Annotated in this window: 19 protein-coding genes; 8 read left to right on the top strand and 11 right to left on the bottom strand. The window is 74.5% G+C overall.

Annotated elements, in window-relative coordinates:
- Positions 1–92 precede the first annotated feature (92 nt).
- Positions 93–989, top strand: coding sequence for a dTDP-4-dehydrorhamnose reductase (gene rfbD, locus V2S66_RS32120; protein ID WP_330800305.1), 897 nt, complete (start codon positions 93–95; stop codon positions 987–989).
- Positions 990–1,161: 172 nt separating this feature from the next.
- Entirely contained in the window at positions 1,162–1,920 is a 759-nt protein-coding gene (locus V2S66_RS32115; RefSeq protein ID WP_330800304.1) for a G1 family glutamic endopeptidase, read from the top strand.
- 129 nt (positions 1,921–2,049) lie between these two features.
- Here V2S66_RS32115 and V2S66_RS32110 read toward each other — a convergent pair whose 3' ends face one another.
- Positions 2,050–2,367 carry a hypothetical protein gene (locus V2S66_RS32110; RefSeq protein ID WP_330800303.1) on the bottom strand — a complete coding sequence of 106 codons (318 nt, stop codon included), beginning with the start codon at positions 2,365–2,367 and terminating at the stop codon, positions 2,050–2,052.
- Positions 2,368–2,600: 233 nt separating this feature from the next.
- Here V2S66_RS32110 and V2S66_RS32105 point away from each other — a divergent pair, with 233 nt between their 5' ends.
- Positions 2,601–3,011, top strand: coding sequence for a DUF2795 domain-containing protein (locus tag V2S66_RS32105; protein WP_330800302.1), 411 nt, complete (start codon positions 2,601–2,603; stop codon positions 3,009–3,011).
- Between the two features lie 529 nt (positions 3,012–3,540).
- On the opposite strand, the gene V2S66_RS32100 is transcribed toward V2S66_RS32105, so the two are convergent.
- Positions 3,541–3,951, bottom strand: a complete 411-nt coding sequence (locus tag V2S66_RS32100; protein ID WP_330800300.1) for an ester cyclase — start codon at positions 3,949–3,951, stop codon at positions 3,541–3,543.
- Positions 3,952–4,294: 343 nt separating this feature from the next.
- Here V2S66_RS32100 and V2S66_RS32095 point away from each other — a divergent pair, with 343 nt between their 5' ends.
- On the top strand, positions 4,295–4,600 hold the full coding sequence (locus V2S66_RS32095; RefSeq protein WP_330800313.1) for a PfkB family carbohydrate kinase: 306 nt from the start codon (positions 4,295–4,297) through the stop codon (positions 4,598–4,600).
- On the opposite strand, the gene V2S66_RS32090 is transcribed toward V2S66_RS32095, so the two are convergent.
- Positions 4,518–5,279, bottom strand: a complete 762-nt coding sequence (locus V2S66_RS32090) for an alpha/beta hydrolase (RefSeq protein WP_330800299.1) — start codon at positions 5,277–5,279, stop codon at positions 4,518–4,520. The genes V2S66_RS32095 and V2S66_RS32090 overlap by 83 nt on opposite strands.
- A gap of 188 nt (positions 5,280–5,467) precedes the next feature.
- On the opposite strand from V2S66_RS32090, the gene V2S66_RS32085 reads away from it, so the two are divergent.
- Both V2S66_RS32085 and V2S66_RS32080 read left to right on the top strand, forming a co-directional pair.
- Complete coding sequence (locus tag V2S66_RS32085; protein ID WP_330800298.1) at positions 5,468–6,211, top strand: beta-phosphoglucomutase family hydrolase; 744 nt, start codon at positions 5,468–5,470, stop codon at positions 6,209–6,211.
- Positions 6,208–8,571 carry a glycoside hydrolase family 65 protein gene (locus tag V2S66_RS32080; protein ID WP_330800297.1) on the top strand — a complete coding sequence of 788 codons (2,364 nt, stop codon included), beginning with the start codon at positions 6,208–6,210 and terminating at the stop codon, positions 8,569–8,571. Before V2S66_RS32085 ends, V2S66_RS32080 begins: the two co-directional genes overlap by 4 nt.
- Positions 8,572–8,655: 84 nt before the next feature.
- Here the strand turns inward: V2S66_RS32080 and V2S66_RS32075 are convergent, their stop codons facing one another.
- A complete protein-coding gene (locus V2S66_RS32075) occupies positions 8,656–9,648 on the bottom strand; it encodes a magnesium and cobalt transport protein CorA (protein WP_330800296.1) in 993 nt (330 codons plus the stop codon).
- A gap of 234 nt (positions 9,649–9,882) precedes the next feature.
- Here V2S66_RS32075 and V2S66_RS32070 point away from each other — a divergent pair, with 234 nt between their 5' ends.
- Complete coding sequence (locus V2S66_RS32070; RefSeq protein ID WP_330800295.1) at positions 9,883–11,979, top strand: cellulose binding domain-containing protein; 2,097 nt, start codon at positions 9,883–9,885, stop codon at positions 11,977–11,979.
- Positions 11,980–12,108: 129 nt separating this feature from the next.
- On the opposite strand, the gene V2S66_RS32065 is transcribed toward V2S66_RS32070, so the two are convergent.
- Positions 12,109–12,279, bottom strand: coding sequence for a hydrophobic protein (locus V2S66_RS32065; RefSeq protein ID WP_330800294.1), 171 nt, complete (start codon positions 12,277–12,279; stop codon positions 12,109–12,111).
- A gap of 106 nt (positions 12,280–12,385) precedes the next feature.
- Between V2S66_RS32065 and V2S66_RS32060 the strand changes: the two genes are divergently transcribed.
- Positions 12,386–13,183 carry a 3-keto-5-aminohexanoate cleavage protein gene (locus V2S66_RS32060; RefSeq protein WP_330800293.1) on the top strand — a complete coding sequence of 266 codons (798 nt, stop codon included), beginning with the start codon at positions 12,386–12,388 and terminating at the stop codon, positions 13,181–13,183.
- On the opposite strand, the gene V2S66_RS32055 is transcribed toward V2S66_RS32060, so the two are convergent.
- From V2S66_RS32055 to V2S66_RS32030, 6 genes are all read right to left on the bottom strand, one after another.
- Entirely contained in the window at positions 13,125–14,150 is a 1,026-nt protein-coding gene (locus V2S66_RS32055; protein WP_330800292.1) for a PHP domain-containing protein, read from the bottom strand. The two genes, V2S66_RS32060 and V2S66_RS32055, sit on opposite strands and share 59 nt — an antisense overlap.
- Positions 14,151–14,264: 114 nt before the next feature.
- Complete coding sequence (locus tag V2S66_RS32050) at positions 14,265–15,098, bottom strand: GH25 family lysozyme (RefSeq protein WP_330800291.1); 834 nt, start codon at positions 15,096–15,098, stop codon at positions 14,265–14,267.
- 69 nt (positions 15,099–15,167) lie between these two features.
- Positions 15,168–15,776, bottom strand: a complete 609-nt coding sequence (locus V2S66_RS32045; protein ID WP_330800290.1) for a DUF4232 domain-containing protein — start codon at positions 15,774–15,776, stop codon at positions 15,168–15,170.
- Between the two features lie 178 nt (positions 15,777–15,954).
- Positions 15,955–16,590 carry a DedA family protein gene (locus V2S66_RS32040; RefSeq protein WP_330800289.1) on the bottom strand — a complete coding sequence of 212 codons (636 nt, stop codon included), beginning with the start codon at positions 16,588–16,590 and terminating at the stop codon, positions 15,955–15,957.
- A 16-nt stretch (positions 16,591–16,606) separates the two neighbouring features.
- Positions 16,607–16,771, bottom strand: coding sequence for a hypothetical protein (locus V2S66_RS32035; RefSeq protein WP_330800288.1), 165 nt, complete (start codon positions 16,769–16,771; stop codon positions 16,607–16,609).
- A 107-nt stretch (positions 16,772–16,878) separates the two neighbouring features.
- On the bottom strand, positions 16,879–17,235 hold the full coding sequence (locus V2S66_RS32030; RefSeq protein WP_330800286.1) for a PRC-barrel domain-containing protein: 357 nt from the start codon (positions 17,233–17,235) through the stop codon (positions 16,879–16,881).
- Between the last annotated feature and the right edge of the window lie 83 nt (positions 17,236–17,318).

Here is a 17,318-nt window from a genome sequence, read left to right as displayed (position 1 = left end):
ACCCTCGACCAGGGCCTCACCGACACCATCACCTGGTACCGCGACAACCGCACCTGGTGGGAACCCCTCCAGACCAAAGCCGAACTCCCCCGATGACCGGATGGCTGGTCACCGGCGCGGGCGGGATGCTCGGGCGGGACCTCACCGACGTGCTGGGCGCGACCGCGGGCGTGCGGGTGACCGCCGCGGCGCGGGACCGGCTGGACATCACCGACCCGGACGCGGTCGGTGCGGCGGTCGCCGGTCACGACGTGGTGGTCAACGCGGCGGCGTGGACCGACGTGGACGGCGCCGAGTCCGACGAGGCGGCGGCGACCCGGGTCAACGGCCAGGGGGCGCGGGTGCTCGCCGAGGCCTGTGCGAAGAGCGGCGCGGCGCTCCTCCAGGTCTCCACCGACTACGTCTTTCCCGGCGACGCGGCGCGCCCGTACCCCGAGGACGCCCCGACCGGTCCGGTGAACGCCTACGGACGCGGCAAGCTGGCCGGCGAGCGGGCGGTCCTCGACCTGCTCCCCGAACGCGGCTTCGTGGTGCGCACGGCCTGGCTGTACGGGGCGCACGGCCGCAACTTCGTCAGCACCGTGCTGGGTCTGGCGGCGCGCCTGGAGACCGTCGAGGTGGTCGACGACCAGCTGGGACAGCCGACCTGGTCGCGTGCGCTGGCGGTTCGGCTGGCCGAGCTGGGCGCCGCGGCGGCCGGCGGCCGGGCGCCCGCCGGGGTGTACCACGGGACCGCCTCGGGAGAGGTCAGCTGGTACGGGCTGGCGCGCGCGGCGTTCGAGCTGTCCGGGCTCGACCCGGAGCGGGTGCGGCCGACCACGTCCGACCGCTTCCCGCGGCCCGCGCCGCGCCCCTCCTACAGCGTGCTCGGCCATGACGGCTGGTCACGGGCGCGGTTGGGGCCGATGGCGCCGTGGCGGGAGCAACTCGCCGACGCACTGCCGATGGTGCGGCAGGCCGTCTCCGGCTCTGCCGGCGGGACCGCGTAACGCCCCTGTCCCCCATCGGACTTGGCATGACCTTTGCCGATCGTTTGCGCTGCCCGGGTGCCACCACTCCGAGTGTTGTCTGCACACTGACAAGCATGCAACTCGCGGCGCGTACACCCCACCTGTGCCTGCCCGTTGCACCTGCATCTCGAGTCCCGCGAGAAGGAGCAGCATGTCGGCAACGAAGCGTTTCACCGCCGTCTCAGCAGTAGCGGCCGCAGTCCTGTCCACCCTCGCCACCGCCCCCGTCGCGGTCGCGTCGGCCGACTCGGTCCTCCAGACCCCGCTCGCCGGCCACCACCTGGTGGGCCACGGCGGTCTGGTCCTGCACAGCACCAGCGGCAACTGGGCCGGTTACGCGGCCACCGGCAGTACGTTCAACAGCGTCTCCGCGAGCTGGGTGCAGCCCGCGGTGACCTGCGGCAGCGCCACCACCTACTCGTCGTTCTGGGTCGGCATCGACGGCGACGGCAGCAACTCCGTGGAGCAGACCGGCACCGAGGCCGACTGCTCCGGAGGCCGCGCGTACTACTCATCGTGGTACGAGATGTACCCGGCCTACCCGGTGAACTACAGCAACACCGTCAGCCCCGGCGACCACTTCACCGCGACGGTCTCGGCCAGCGGCAGCACCTTCACGCTGAAGCTGTCCGACACCACCAAGGGCTGGACGAAGACCACGACGAAGTCGTCGAGCAGCGCGAGCAAGGCCTCGGCCGAGGTCATCGCGGAGGCCCCGTCCAGCTCCAGCGGCGTGCTGCCGCTGTCGAAGTTCGGTACCGCCTCGTTCACCGGTTCCACCGCGAACGGCCAGGCGATAGGCAACTACAGCCCGGACAAGATCAACATGGCGACCGGCAGCACCACCAAGGCGACGACGTCGGCACTGTCCGGCGGCGGCAACTTCAGCGTCACCTGGAACCACAGCTGACCACGGCTCCCCGTCAGGGGCCGGCGACCCGCCGGCCCTGACCCGGACACCGGTGCGCCCGGCCGCCTCGCGGCCGGGCGCGCTGCCGTCGGCGCCGCCTGCCCGTGGCGCCTGCTGCCGCCGGTGGCGTCAGTCCGTCGCGAGACCGGTGATGACCGGCTCGCCGAGCGGGGCCGACTCGGCGGGGATGCCCGCGGTGCCCAGCGCCCCGGTGGCAAGTCCCACCGCGCGCTCCCCCGCGGCGGGCGCGGTGTCCGCCTCGACCTCCAGCTTCAGGCTGAAGGCGGGCGTGCCCGGATAGACGGTGAGGATGTCGAGGTGTTCCGCCTCGCCGAAGCCGGTGCCCTGCGGATCGGCCGGGCGCAGCGCCCGCACCAGCGCTTCGCGCGCCGCGTCGGAGGGCGCGTCGAGGAAGGTGCCCGGCACGGTGACGACGTAAGTGCTCATGCGGTGCGCCTGCCCGCCCTTGCCGCGGGAATGCACGGCTCACCCGACCGGTGGCTGCCCCCCCCGGGCCCAGGGGCGGCGGCCACCGGTCCTGTCGTGGTCCGTTTCGGGGCGATCTGGCCGGGTACCCGTCCGGACCGGAACGTCCTGGCCGGGATCGGGGCGGTGCCCGCCGAAGGCGGCCGACGCCGCGCCCGGGACCCGGCCGCGCACGACAGGAAGGTCACAACCCCATGGCAGACCAGGGAAGCAACAAGACCGGATCGGTCCGCGACGACGAGCTGAAGAGGGAGATGCAGGACGAACTCAAGGCGGGGCGCGCGGTGCGCCCCGGCCAGGAGTTCGGCCCCCGGCCCTCGGACCTGGACAGCCTGGCCGGCGCGGAGAGCGCGGCCGTGCCCAGCGGGGCGGCGCCGTCCGGGATGACTCCCCAGGACGTGCTCGTCCGCAGCGATCTGGCCCGGCACCTGGAGCGCGGCGTCTTCCCGGCGCACCGGTCCGCGCTGCTCGGCGCGCTCCACCGCCACCAGGCCCCTGACGCCCTGCTGGACCGCGTGTCCGCGCTGCCCCACCACGAGGAGTATCCGAACGTGCAGGCGGTCGTGCGGGCGCTCGGCCTCGGCGTCGAGGACCGGCGGGACTGACCGCCTCGCCGTCCCTGCGACCGCCGGCGGTCGCAGGGACGGCCGGCGCGACGACGGCCGGAGGGGGCTCCCGGCCCGCAGGTGCGGGCCGGGAGCCCCCTCCGGTGCGGACGACGGCGTCCCAGCCGCGGTCGGCGGGCACCCGCGCCGGGGCGAGCGGGCCGGCCAGGGTGGGCGGGGACGGCCCGCGGAGCGCGGGCCGCGGCGTTCCAGGCCAGCGGGGACGAAGGCCAGCGCCAGGGCGGAGGCGGCGCGGGCCGCGCCCACCCAGTTCGCCGAGGTGCAGTCGTGGCCCGCGGAGATCAACTGCCGGCCGCGGCGCAGGAGGTGCGGCGCCGTTGTGCCACGTGCCGATCGAGGACATCGCGCCCGGTGTGGTCCGCCTCGCCCGATCCGCGGACCACGACACCCCGCTGGTAGGGGAATCCGCCGACCTGGCCGAGTCGTGTGGGGGCCGGGCCGAGCCGCGCGCGGACGGCCCCGAGGGCGGCGCGGGACCTCGGGGCACCTCGACGGGCGTCGACGGGCGTCAGCTGAGGCCGAGTTGGCGCAGCATCCCCAGCTCGTCGCTGCTGCCCCAGCGCTCGACGAGCTTGCCGTCGCTGTCGAACCGGCTGATCTGCATGCCCCGGTACCTGACCGTCCTGCCGGTCGCCGGGTGGCCGAGCAACTCGCCCAGGTGCGTTCCGCTGATGGTGTAGGCGAAGGCCAACTCGTCGTCGGTGGCGAGCAGATGCTCCACCTCGACGTGCAGGTCGGGGAACGCGGTCCGGAGGTCGCCGAACATGGCCTTGTACCCCTCGGGTCCCGGCCCCTGGCCGGGGGCGGGATCGTGGTCGACGGAACCGGGGGCGACGATCCGGTCCAGGACGTCGAGGTCCCCGGTGGCGACGGCCTCGCCGAACGCGGTCTGTGCCGCGATGTTCATCTGCTGTGACATGGGCGCTCCTCGGTCGCGAGCCGGCCTCCGGCCCCCGCCCGGCGGCTGCGACATCGACGCAGTTGTGCCGTAATGCGACCGTACACCGGCCTCCGGGCCCCGGCATGTCGCGGCCCCGGCACTGGGTCGCCCTCGGGTCGGGGTCGGGGTCGGGCGCCGGGGCCGGGGCCGGCCGCCCGGCACCGGGCAGGCCCGGCATGAAGCTGTCGGAGCACGTGCGCACCGAGGCGGCGCAGAGGACCTGGCCTGGCTCTACCCCGGCCGGGACCCCGCCGAGTCCGCCGCCGGCTGGGCGACGGCCGCCGGGACGCGGGGCGGCGGGCCGGCGCTCGTCGTGCTGACGATGGGCGCGCGCGGCGCCCGCGCGTGGTGGCGGCACGGCACGGTGGCGCTGCCGGCGCCCCGGGTCACGGCGGCCGACACCGTCGGCGCGGGCGACGCCTTCACCGCCGCCCTGCTCAGCGGCCTGCTGGCGGCCGGCCCGCTGGGCGCGGGCGGCGCTCCCCGCGCGGCGCTCGCCGCCGCGACCGCGGGCCCCGACCTCGCCGCCCCGGTGCTGAACGCCCTCACGCTGGCCGCCCGCGCCGCCGCGATGACCTGCACCCGCGAGGGCGCGGACCCGCCCACCGCGGCGCAGCTCGCACCGTGACCGGCCGCGGCGCACCGGGCGCGCTGACCGGCCGCGGCCGGTCAGCCGGACAGCCGGACAGCCGCACCTGCGGGTCGCGCGGCGAGGGCCGCTCCAGCAGTCCGCGGTCGTCGCGGTCGCGCAGCGCGCGGTCGGAAGAAGGCTGCGCGGTAGGCGCGGGCCGCGGCGACGGCCTGCCGGGGGCTCGACGGCGCCGATGTTCGCCGCGACGGTCGCGGACGGCAGCCGCAGCCGCCGGGCGAGCTGCGGGAGGACCACCACCGCGTCGTCCGTACGTGCCGTGCGCCGCGCCCCGTACGGACAGCCCGGTGCGCGGGCCGGCGCTGCGGCGCCAGAGGGCGTCCCAGGAGCGAACCGTACGGCGGGTGTTGCCGTCCTTGCCGACCAGCAGGAACGGCCGCCGCAGGCCGTCCCCGCCGAGCGGCGGCAGATAGCCGTGGACGCCGTCCTCCTGGACGTAGGCGGTGACGCCGTCGAAGGTCGCCGCGGCGGCGATCCGCTGGTCGCCGTGTGCAGCCTGCAGTGCGGTGAAGCCGCCCGCCGACTGGCCGAAGGCGCCGGTGCGGCTCCACTCCAGCGCCGCGTGCAGCGGCGCCGGCAGCGCCGCGCGCAGCAGGTCCAGGACGCTGCGGACGTCGGCGGACCGGCGTCCACGGGTTTCCCTCAGCGGTGGCGCCACCCTCGCCGAAGGCGGACGGGGGCTGGGGGACGCCGCGCCGGACCGGCCGCCGGTCCGGCCGGTGAGGCCGGTGCGGCGGCCGCCGCACCGGGTGGGGATGCCGCGTGCGGACCCGCGCGATTCGGCGAGTCGGGGGGACTTGCCCGCCGTGGCGCATCGTGCCCCCCGGATGCGGGCACAAGCGCCACATGACGGAGATCGGCCTGCCCAGCGGTGTACGTGCCTGCCTGTTCGACCTCGACGGTGTGCTGACGCCGACCGCGCTGGTCCACGCGGCGGCCTGGAAGGAGATGTTCGACGACTTCCTGAGACAGCGCGACGGCGACGACTTCCGGCCGTTCGACGCGACCGCGGACTACGACGCCTACGTGGACGGCCGGCCGCGCGCGGACGGCGTGCGGACCTTCCTCGCCTCGCGCGACACCCAGCTGCCCGAGGGCGAGGAGGACGACCCGCCGGACGCGCAGACCGTGCACGGCCTGGGCAACCGCAAGAACGAGCTGGTCCTGGAGAAGATCCGGGTCGAGGGCGTGCAGGCGTATCCGGGGTCGGTGCGCTACGTGGAGGCGGTCAGGGCCGCCGGGCTGCGCACCGCCGTGGTGTCCTCCAGCGCCAACTGCCGGGACGTGCTGGTGTCGGCCGGCATCGAGCACCTGATGGAGGTGCGGGTCGACGGCACCACGATCAGGGAGCGGGGTCTGCGGGGCAAGCCCAAGCCGGACACCTTCCTGGAGGCCGCGCAGGACCTGGGCGTCGACCCCGCGCAGTGCGCGGTGTTCGAGGACGCGCTGGTCGGCATGGACGCCGGCCGGGCCGGCCGGTTCGGCTACGTGGTGGGCGTGGACCGGGTCGGGCAGGCCGAGGAGCTGCGCAAGCACGGAGCCGACACGGTCGTGACGGACCTCGCGGAGCTGATCGGAGTGCCCGCGTGATCACCGACCCGGCGTACGAGGTCGCGCCCTGGACGCTGCGCGAGAGCGAGCTGAACCTGGACCTGCTGCCGCAGAGCGAGTCGGTGTTCGCGCTGTCCAACGGGCACATCGGCTGGCGCGGCAACCTCGACGAGGGCGAGCCGAACGGCCTGCCCGGCTCCTACCTCAACGGCCTGCACGAGCTGCACCCGCTGCCCTACGCGGAGGCCGGCTACGGCTATCCCGAGTCGGGGCAGACGGTCATCAACGTCACCAACGGCAAGCTGATCCGGCTGCTGGTCGACGACGAGCCCTTCGACCTGCGCTACGGCACCGTCCGCAAGCACGAGCGCGAGCTGGACATGCGCGCCGGGGTGCTGCGCCGCAGCTGCGAGTGGGTGTCGCCGGCCGGCCGCGCGGTGCGGGTCACCTCGGTGCGGATGGTCTCCTTCAAGCAGCGGGCGGTGGCCGCCATCTCCTACGAGGTGGAGCCGCTGGACAGCCAGGTGCGGGTGGTGGTGCAGTCGGAGCTGGCCGCCAACGAGGAACTGCCGCGGCAGGCGGGCGACCCGCGGGTGGCGGCCGCGCTGGAGTCGCCGCTGCGGCCCGAGGAGCACTTCGCCGACGGCACCCGGCTGCGCCTCATCCACGCGACGACGCGCAGCGCGCTGCGGCTGGCGGTCGCCGCCGACCACCGGGTCAGCGGCCCCGAGGGCACCACGCAGATGTCCTCCGAGTCGACCGCCGACGTCAGCCGGCTGACGGTCACCTCGGTGCTGGAGGTCGGCCAGCGGCTGCGGCTGGAGAAGTTCGTCGGATACGGCTGGTCGGCCGCCCGCTCGCTGCCCGCGCTGCGGGACCAGGCGGACGCCGCGCTGGTCGGCGCCCGCGACACCGGCTGGCAGGGCCTGCTGGACCAGCAGCACGCCTACCTGGACGACTTCTGGGAGCGCGCGGACGTCGAGGTCGACGGCGACACCGAGATCCAGCAGGCGGTGCGGTTCGCGCTCTTCCACGTGCTGCAGAGCGGGGCTCGCGCCGAGGAGCGGGCCATCCCGGCCAAGGGCCTGACCGGCTCGGGCTACGACGGCCACACCTTCTGGGACGCCGAGACGGTGGTGCTGCCGCTGCTGGGCTTCACCGCCCCGCAGGCCGCCGCCGAGGTGCTGCGCTGGCGGCAGAACACGCTGCCCGCGGCGAAGACGCGCGCGTCCGACCTGGGCCTGAGCGGCGCCGCGTTCCCCTGGCGCACCATCAACGGCGAGGAGGCGTCGGGCTACTGGCCGGCGGGCACCGCGGCGTTCCACATCAACGCCGACATCGCGGACGCCGTGGTGCGCTACGTGGCGACCACCGGCGACACCGCTTTCGAGGCCGACACCGGGCTCGAACTGCTGGTGGAGACCGCCCGGTTGTGGCGTTCGCTGGGTCATCACGACCACGCCGGCGCCTTCCACGTCGACGGCGTGACCGGACCCGACGAGTACAGCGCGATCGCCGACGACAACACGTACACGAACCTGATGGCGCAGGCCAACCTGACCGCCGCGGCGGACGCGGCGGAACGCCATCCGCGCCACGCGGCGGCCTTCGGGGTCACCGACGAGGAGACCGCGGCGTGGCGGGACGCGGCGGCGGCGATGACGCTGCCGTACGACGAGGAGCTGGGCGTCCACGAGCAGTCCGCGGGCTACACCCGCCACCAGCGCTGGGACTTCGACGGCACCGCCGCCGACCGCTACCCGCTGCTGCTGCACTACCCGTACTTCGACCTGTACCGCAAGCAGGTGGTCAAGCAGGCCGACCTGGTGCTGGCGCTGTACCTGCGCGGCGACGCGTTCACGCCGGAGCAGAAGACCCGCGACTTCGCCTACTACGAGCCGATCACGGTGCGCGACTCCTCGCTCAGCGCGTACTGCCAGTCGGTGGTCGCCGCGGAGGTCGGGCATCTCGCCCTCGCCTACGACTACCTCGGCGAGACCGCGCTGATGGACCTGGAGGACCTGGAGAACAACGCGCGGGACGGCCTGCACATCGCCGCGCTTGCCGGCACCTGGACGGCGCTGGTGGCCGGCTTCGGCGGGATGCGGCTGTTCGACGGCGACTCGCTGCGGTTCGCGCCGCGGCTGCCGGGGGCGCTGAGCCGGCTGGCGTTCCGGCTGCTGTTCCGCGGCCGCAGGCTGCGCGTGGAGGTGAAGGAGACCACCGCCACGTACACGCTGGCGGACGGCGCGCCGCTGGAGATCCTGCACTACGAGAAGCCGTTCACGCTGACCGAGGGGACGCCGGTGGTGCGGGAGCTGCCGAAGGTGCCGCACCGCCCGCAGCCGCCGCAGCCGCCGGGACGCGCGCCGCTGCACCGCCCGCACCACAAGGGGTGACGCCAAGGGGTGACGGCCAAGAAGTGACGGCCGGCCCTGTCCCCGCGGCCGGTTCCGGCCGGGGGGACAGGGCCGGCCGGGCGCTCAGAGCCAGCCGCGGCGCTTGAACGTCAGGTACAGCAGGGAGACGGTCACGACCATCAGGCTGAGCGCCGCCGGGTAGCCCCAGACCTGGCCCAGCTCGGGCATGTGGGTGAAGTTCATGCCGTAGATCCCGGCGATCATCGTCGGGACCACGGCCATCGCGGCCCAGGCGGAGATCTTCCGCATGTCGTCGTTCTGCCGCACCCCGACCTGGGTGAGGTGGGCGGCCAGGATGTCGGTGAGCAGCCGGTCGAGGCCGTCCCCGGCCTCGTTGACCCGGCTCAGGTGGTCGGCGACGTCGCGGAAGAAGGGCCGGGTGCCGTCGCCCACGAACGGCGTGCCGCCCGCGGCGAGGCGGGCGAGCGGCTCGGCGAGCGGGTTGGCGGCCCGGCGGAACTCCAGCACCTGCCGCTTGAAGGCGTAGATCACGCCGGCCAGCCGGTTGGACCGGTAGGACTCGCCGCCGCCCGGCGCGAAGACCCGCTCCTCCAGCTCCTCGAGGTCGACCTGGAGGTCGGCCGCGATGTCGAGGTAGTCGTCGACGACCGAGTCGCAGATGGCGTAGAGCACAGCGCCCGGGCCGTGCCGCAGCAGCTCGGGGTGGTCCTCCATCCGCTTCCTGACCTCGGCGGCGGTGCCGGCCTCGCCGTGCCGGACGGTCACCACGAAGGACTCACCGGTGAAGACCATCAGCTCGGACGAGGTGACGGTGGCGGCGGCGTCGTCGTACGACAGCGGTTTGACCACGGTGAACAGCGCCTGCCGGTACACCTCGATCTTGGGCCGCTGGTGGGCCTTGAAGGCGTCCTCGACGGCCAGCGGGTGCAGGCCGAACTCGGACGCGAGCAGGTCCAGCTCGTCGGCGGTCGGCTCGCTCATGCCGATCCAGACGAAGGCGTCCTCCGTCTCGCGGGCCAGCGCGATCGCCTCGTGCGCGTCCTCAGGCGTGGCCGCCCGCCGCCCGTCGCGGTACACCGCGCAGTCCACGATCACCGTTCGCCTCCGTCCACCCCGTCGCCGCTCCTGCCGGACGCCTGCCCGCTCCGCCGCGGCGCATGACTTCGGCGGTTCCGGCCCACCCGTCCGGCTGCCGCGGCGACCGCCAGGGCGTCGGCGTGCGCCGGGACGCCGCGCGGGCATTGACAGGGTGACCGGCGAGCCCAAATATGGGAGCGCTCCCATGTGTGCGCACCCCCCACATCCCGCCTTCCGAAGGTGAGAACCGCCGTGCACCTGCCATCAGTCCGCCCCCGCCCGCCCCGCCGGGCCCGCCCGCGCGCCGCGCTGGTCACCGCCGCACTCGCCGGCTTCGCGCTCGTCGCCTCCGTGGCCGCCGGCGGCGCGCCCCACGCGAGCGCCGACCCCGGCGCCGCCGCGGTGGACGTGACCGTCAACGCCGCGGAGGGCCTGGGCACCATCCCGGCCACCGCGTACGGCCTCAACAGCGCGGTGTGGGACGCGCAGATGAACGCTCCCGACGTCCAGGACCTGCTGCAGTCGGCCCATATCGGCGCGCTGCGCTACCCCGGCGGCTCCTACGGGGACATCTACCACTGGCAGGACAACACCGCGCCCGGCGGATACGTCGCGCCCGGCACCGGCTTCGACGCGTTCATGGGCACCGTGCGCAAGATCGGCGCGCAGCCGATCCTGATCGCGGACTACGGCTCCGGGACACCCCAGGAGGCGGCCGACTGGGTGCGCTACGCCAACGTCACCAAGGGCTACGGCGCCAAGCTGTGGGAGGTCGGCAACGAGCTGTACGGCAACGGGCACTACGGCTCGGGCTGGGAGCACGACGACCACGCCGACACCTCCCCCGCCGCCTACGCGCGCCACGTCGGGGAGTACGCGGCGGCGATGAAGGCCGTGGACCCCTCGGTGAAGGTGGGCGCGGTGCTGACGCTGCCCGGCAACTGGCCGGACGGCGTGATGGCCGCCGGCGAGAGCGCCGACTGGAACCACACGGTCATCCCGCTCATCGCGGGCAAGGCCGACTTCGTGATCGTGCACTGGTACCCGGGCGGTTCGGACGCCGCGCAGATGCTCGGCGAGCCCTCGCAACTGTCCGGCGAGATGGCGCAGTTGCGGGACGAGCTGGACGCGGCAGGCGCGGCCGGCACACCCGTCGCGCTGACCGAGGTGAACTCCGAGGTCGACGAGGACACCCAGCCGAACGCCCTGTTCGGCGCGGACGTGTACGCCACCGCCCTGGAGAGCGGCGCGTTCACCGTCGACTGGTGGGACACCCACAACGGGCCGCAGTCGATCGGCACCGCGCCGGACGGGGCCACGGACTACGACGACTACGGGATCCTGTCGAGCGGCACCTGCGTGGGCAGCGTCTGCGAACCGCCGCTCGACACGCCCTTCCCGACCTACTTCGCCATCAAGATGATGAGCGAACTCGGCCGTCCCGGCGACCAGTTGGTCGGCGCCGGGACCAGCAGCCCGCTGGTCTCCGCGCACGCGGTGCACCAGGCCGACGGCGACCTGAGCGTCCTGCTCATCAACAAGGACCCGGCCGCGGCGCGCCAGGTGGCGCTGCACTACGCCGGGTTCACCCCCGACCCGGCCTCGGCTACGGTGGCGACCTTCGCCGACCTGGCCACCTCGATCGCCACCACGACCTCGGCCGGCGCCACCGGCTGGACGCTGCCGCCGTACTCGCTCACCACGGTGACGCTGCACCCGGCGTCCGGCACCGGGTCCGCGCTGTCCGCCCCGACCGCGGTGGCCGTCACCGCCGCGACGGACACCACCGCCACCGTCGCCTTCGCCCCGTCGACCGGCGGCGCGGCGACCCGATACGAGGTCTACCGGCAGTACGGCACGACCAGCGAGCTGCTGGGCAGCTCCACCGGCGGCCCGGTCACGGTCCGCAACCTGACGCCCGGCACCACGTACACCTGGAACGTGCTGGCGCGGGACGCGAACGGGCGGCTCTCCCGGCCCTCGGACCCCGTCACCGTGCGGACCGGCACCCCGGCGAACGCCCCGTGCAGGGTGAGCTTCCAGACCACCGCGGGCTGGGGGAACGGCTACAACGCGAACGTCACGCTCACCGACACCGGGCCCGCGCCGATCACCGGCTGGACGCTGGCCTTCAGGTTCCCGTCGGCCGGCGAGACGGTCAGCGGCTTCTGGAACGCCGAGGTCACCCAGCACGGCCAGGACGTGGTGGCCACCCCGGTGGACTGGAACGGCGAACTGGCGGCGAACGGCGGCAACTCGGTGAGCTTCGGCTTCACGGGCGCGAACAGCGGCGCCTACCCGCCGCCGACCGTGTTCACCCTGAACGGCTCGGTCTGCACGACGACCTGAGCGGGCACGACGACCTGAGCGGGCACGGCCGCCGGCGTACGGCGGCCGGACGCACGACGAGGCGGGCCCCTCCGGTCTCTCCGGACGGGGCCCGCCTGTGCCGCACTTCGAAAAACCGGCCGCCGGACGCTACCAGCGGTACCAGCGCCCCCGGCTGCCGCCGGTTCCCGTCCCGCGCATCACGAACCCGAGCAGCCAGACCACCAGCACGACGACAGCCACCCACCAGAGGATCTTCACGGCGAACCCGACGCCGAAAAGGATCAGAGCCAGCAGCAGCACCAAAAGCAATGGACCCATGGTTATCAACCTCCTGAGCTGCCGTTTGCCCCTGCCGGCCGCACCTATGCACGCGATTCGCGCGCGAGGGGAGGCGTCCGCGGCGGGCGGCTGCGATGATCCCCGCATGCTGCAGGTCTGCCTGAACGGCGCGCGCGAGCGGTCCGCGTGCGAAGCGCTCCCGGTGGCCGCCAGGGAACTGGGCGACGCCGCCGCGGAGGCGGTCGCCGCGGGGGCCGCGGACATCCATCTGCACCCCAGGGACGACGACGGCCGGGACACCATGGAACCGGCGTTCGTGGACGCGGCGGTGGCCGCGGTGCGGTCCGCCGCGCCCGGCGTCCCGGTCGGGGTGACCACCGGCGCGTGGACCGAGCCCGACCCGCTGCGGCGGGCCGCGCTGGTGCGGTCCTGGTCGGTGCTCCCCGACCACGCCTCGGTCAACTGGCACGAGGAGGGGGCCGAGGCGGTCGCCGAGGCGCTGCTCGACACCGGCGTGCGCATCGAGGCGGGCGTCTTCTCCGGCACCGACGCGGCGGCGCGGCTGCGCGCCTGGCCGCACGCGCACCGGGTGCTGCGGGTGCTCGCCGAGGTCACCGACCCCGACCCGGGCACCGCTCGGGACACCGCCTGCCGGCTGCTGGACGAGCTGGCAGGCGACAGGCGTCCCGCAGGGCCCGCGGGGCCGGCCGGCAGGCCTCGTCCGCGGCTGCTGCTGCACGGCGAGGACGGCGGCGCCTGGCCGGTGCTGCGGCTCGCGGCGGAACGCGGCCTCGACGCGCGGATCGGCCTGGAGGACGTGCTGCTGCTGCCCGACGGCGCGCCGGCCGCCGACAACGCGGCGCTGGTGCGCGCCGCGCTGCGCCTCATGGGGTGCGACGCGTCCGGGTCCAGGCCAGCAGCTGGTCGGCGGTCCAGGTGGTGAGGACGCGCTCGGCGGGGATGCCGGCCTCCTCGGCCCGCGCGCAGCCGTACCACTGCCAGTCGAGCTGACCCGGCGCGTGGGCGTCGCTGTCGATGCTGAACAGCGTGCCCGCGTCGCGGGCCAGCGCCAGGAGCCGCCGCGGCGGGTCCAGCCGGTGCGGGCTGCTGTTCAGCTCCACGGCGGTCCCGCCCGCGGCGCACGCCGCGAAGACGGCCTCGGCGTCGAAGGCCGACTGCGGGCGCTGCTTGCCCTCGCCGATCAGCCGGCCCGTGCAGTGCCCGAGCACGTCGACGAGCGGATTGGACGCGGCGGCGACCAGCCGGCGGGTGAAGGCGGGCGCGGCCATCCGCAGCTCGGAGTGGGCCGAGGCGACCACGACGTCCAGCCGGTCCAGCAGGTCGTCGCGCTGGTCGAGGGAGCCGTCCGGGAGGATGTCGCACTCGATGCCGGTGAGCAGGCGGAAGGGGGCGAGGCGGGCGTTGGCCTCCTCGACCGCGTCGAGCTGGCGCAGCAGCCGCTCCGCGGTCAGGCCGCGGGCGATCCTCAGCCGCGGACTGTGGTCGGTGAGCACCGCCCACTCGTGGCCGACGACGTCGCGCGCGGTGCGCGCCATCGCCTCGATCGGGCTGCCGCCGTCCGACCAGTCGGAATGGGTGTGGCAGTCGCCGCGCAGCGCGGCACGCAGCCGCGCGCCGCCCTCGGTGAGGGGGCCCGCCGTCTCCTCCTCCAGCCGGGCGAGGTAGCCGGGGACGGCGCCGGCCTCGGCCTCGGCGATGACCTGGCCGGTGGTGGCGCCGATGCCCGCCAGCGCGGTGTACGAGCCGTCCCGGCCCCGTGCCCGCCGCTCGTCGGCCGGCAGCGCGGCGAGCACGGCGGCGGCGTTGCGGAAGGCCCGGACCCGGTAGGCGGGCGCCCCCCGGCGTTCGAGCAGGAAGGCGATGCGTTCCAGCGCGTCGATGGGCTGCATGGTCAGCGCTGTTCCCCGTCGTGGCGCCCGCTAACGGGCGGGCGGCCCGGCGTCACCCGCCCGGCAGGCGGGCCCGGGGGCGGCCGCGGCCGCCCCCGGGCCGGGCGCGCGGGCTCAGACGTTGGGCACCTTCAGTGCGTCCCAGGTCTCCTTGCCGGGCGGCCACTTCAGCGCGGCGCCGGTCCAGCCCTTGTGGTGCTCGGTGTTGTACTTGCGCTGCCACGCCTCGTACGAGGCGACGTCGCCGGAGCCGATCACGTCCTTGTTCGCCGAGCTCGCGTAGTGGTTGCAGCCGACGGCGACCAGCCGGGCGTGCATCGCGGCGACGACGGGCGAGCGGCGGCCGAGGGTGAACCAGGCGACCCCGGGGAACGGCTCGTGGGCGGGGGCGGGCGTGCCCTTGGCCGCCCACGCCCGCAGGGCGGCCGTGTTCGCGAAGTTCGCCACGTCGCGGTCGAGGCCGCCGGTCTCGCTGTACTGGTGGATCGTCCAGTGGAAATCGACCCGCGGCCGGCCGGCCGGGGCGCCGGGGTCGGCGATCCACAGGCCGTCGCCGGCGAAGGACGTCGGGTCGCGGTGCAACCAGAAGTCGCGGTTGCAGTAGAGCAGGACGCGGTTGCGCGGGGCGGCGGCCTGGACGTGCTCGATCCAGGCGTCCTTCTGCGCTCCGGTGACGCCGGTGTCCTCCCAGTCCAGCGCGAGCACGTCGCCGGCCCGTGCCGCGGCGTGCTGCAGGAAGTACGTGGCCTGGGCGGTCATCGAACCGGGCCGCACGAAGTGGTAGTGGCCGACGACCAGGGAGTGCCGCCGGCCGGTGGCGATCTGGGCTGCGTGCCGGGGGTTGGCGTATCCGGTGCCCTCGGTGGCCTTCACCAGCACGAAGCCCAGACCGGTGGTGCTGTAGGTGTCGCTCTGGTAGGAGGCGACGTCGATTCCGCTGACGGTCATGTGGGCGGTCCTTGTCCCCGGGCACGGCCCGCGGGGGCGTCGCCGGATGGTTCGGTGGTTCGGTCGGAGCTAGTGGATCGCGCCGACGTCGAAGGTGTCGCCGCACACCACGGGGTTGGCGGTGGCCAGCGTCATCGCGTCGGTGGAGCCGGGCGGGTATGCCTTGAGGAAGGTGGGCTTGCGCCAGCAGCCGCCGTCCTTCACGCCCTGGTTGAGGGTGTGCAGGTCGGCCTCGACGGTCGCGCCGGGAGCCAGCCGCACGGGGGCGCCGCCGGCGCCCTGCCGGTCGGCCGGCCGTCCTATGACGCTGCCGTCGCCGCGGATGAGGGACACCCCGGGAAACCCGTCGAGGGTGCAGGTGCGGTGGCCGGTGTTGGTGAAGCGCAGCGGGTAGTAGACGTTGCCCGCGCCGGGGTCGCCGGTGCCCAGCCGCATCCGCAGCTCGGTGACCGTGCAGCGGGCGGAGGCGGCGTTCGGGGCGGCGGACCGGGTGGGCGCGGTGGCGCCGGGCGCGGTCCGCGGGGGCGCCGAGGTGGCGCTGGGCGGCGGATTCGTCGGCGACGGCTGCCCGGGGGTGGCGGACGCCGGGGACGTGCTGCTCGAACCGGCGGGCGAGACCGACGGTCCGTCGGCGTTGCCGCAGCCGGCGGCGGCCGCTGCCAGGAGCGTCACGGCCACCGCGGCCAGGGGCACGGAACGGTGGCGGCGCGGGGACGTCGGGAGGTGGTGCGACGAAGTACGCATACCCTTCGGCTACTCTTCCGCGGCCCGCTTCGAACCTCTGCCGCGGTGATTGTTGCCGATCCCGCACATTCGACGGACGACGGGCCGGGCGTGTCGCGAACACCCGTACGGATCAGGACTGTTCGTCCGATTTCGACGGCGTCTCGTTCTCCCGGCGCCTGCGCCGCACATGCCACACGACGAAGGCGGCGACCACGATGACCGCGACCACCACCGCGACGGCGGTGCCCGCGGTGCGCTCGACCTTCTGGTAGGCGGAGCCGGCGAAGTAGCCGAGGAGGGTGAAGCCGGTCCCCCACACGATGCCGCCGGCGGCGTTGAACAGCAGGAAGGTGCGGTAGGGCATGCGGGAGATGCCGGCCAGCGCGGGCATCATCGCCCGGAAGAAGGCGACAAACCGGCCGAGGAACACCGCGGCAGGTCCGCGCTTCCTGATCAGCTCCTCGGCGTGGCCGATGCGCTCGTGGTGCGAGCGCAGCGCCCGGGTCTCCAGGATGCGCGGCCCGAAGCGGCGGCCGACCTCGTAGCCGACGCTGTCGCCCGCCACCGCGGCGAGGGCCACCACCACGCACATCACCACGACCGAGACGTTGCCCTGGGAGGCGGCGACGCCGCCGAGCACCACGGCGGTCTCGCCGGGCAGCACGAAGCCGAAGAAGAGGGCGTCCTCGCAGAAGACCAGGGCGGCCACCACGCAGTAGACCGCGAGGCCGGACGATCGGGCGAGCCAGTCGGTGATCGCGTGCATCAGGGCGCCGGCCGGCTCACCTCACCGGACGGCGGCGGCCGCGCAGCAGCCGGTAGCCGAGGAGCAGGTCGGCGGCGAACACCAGAATGCCGATGACCAGCAGATAGCCGAGTCCGCCGGCCACCGCGCCGATCAGGCCGAGCACGAGGGCGACGATGATCAGCAGCAGGAAGAGCGTCATCGTCCCAATCCTTCCCCTGGCCGCCGCGCGGAGCGCCGCGGCGGCGTGGTGAGCGCCCACCGGGTCCCGCGCCGGCGGAGCGGGCGGGACCACGGCGGGTGCGGGAATCAGCGGCGCGCGAGCATGCGCACCCCGTCGGCGCCCGGCTTGTACGTGAGTCCGTAGTGCTGGAAGATCGCCTCCTCGTCCTCGACGGGCAGGACGTCGTCCGTGCCGATCGAGGGGGCGGACTTCACCAGCGTCCTGTCGTACGGGACGCGTACGTAGCCGGGTCCCGCGGTCACGTCGCCGACCGGCACGAACACCAGCCGGTGGCGGGTGGGCAGTCCGGTACGGACGGTGGCCATGGAGGGCTCGTCCGTACTGGTGTCCACGTAGACCGCCTCGAGAACACCGATCTTGTTGTCCGCCTCGTCGACCACGTCGTGGTCGCGCCATTCGCGGAGATCGGCCGGTCTGATCATCTCTGCCCTCCTCGTACGGCGCTGTGCGGACGCCCTGGTGCGATGTCCTCGCCGGTCGCCTTCCCCGAGCGGGTCCGGGTACG

Origin of the sequence: Actinacidiphila polyblastidii (assembly GCF_036353415.1) — a bacterium.
GTDB lineage: Bacteria > Actinomycetota > Actinomycetes > Streptomycetales > Streptomycetaceae > Actinacidiphila > Actinacidiphila polyblastidii.
This window is presented reverse-complemented; position numbering and strand designations above follow the sequence as displayed.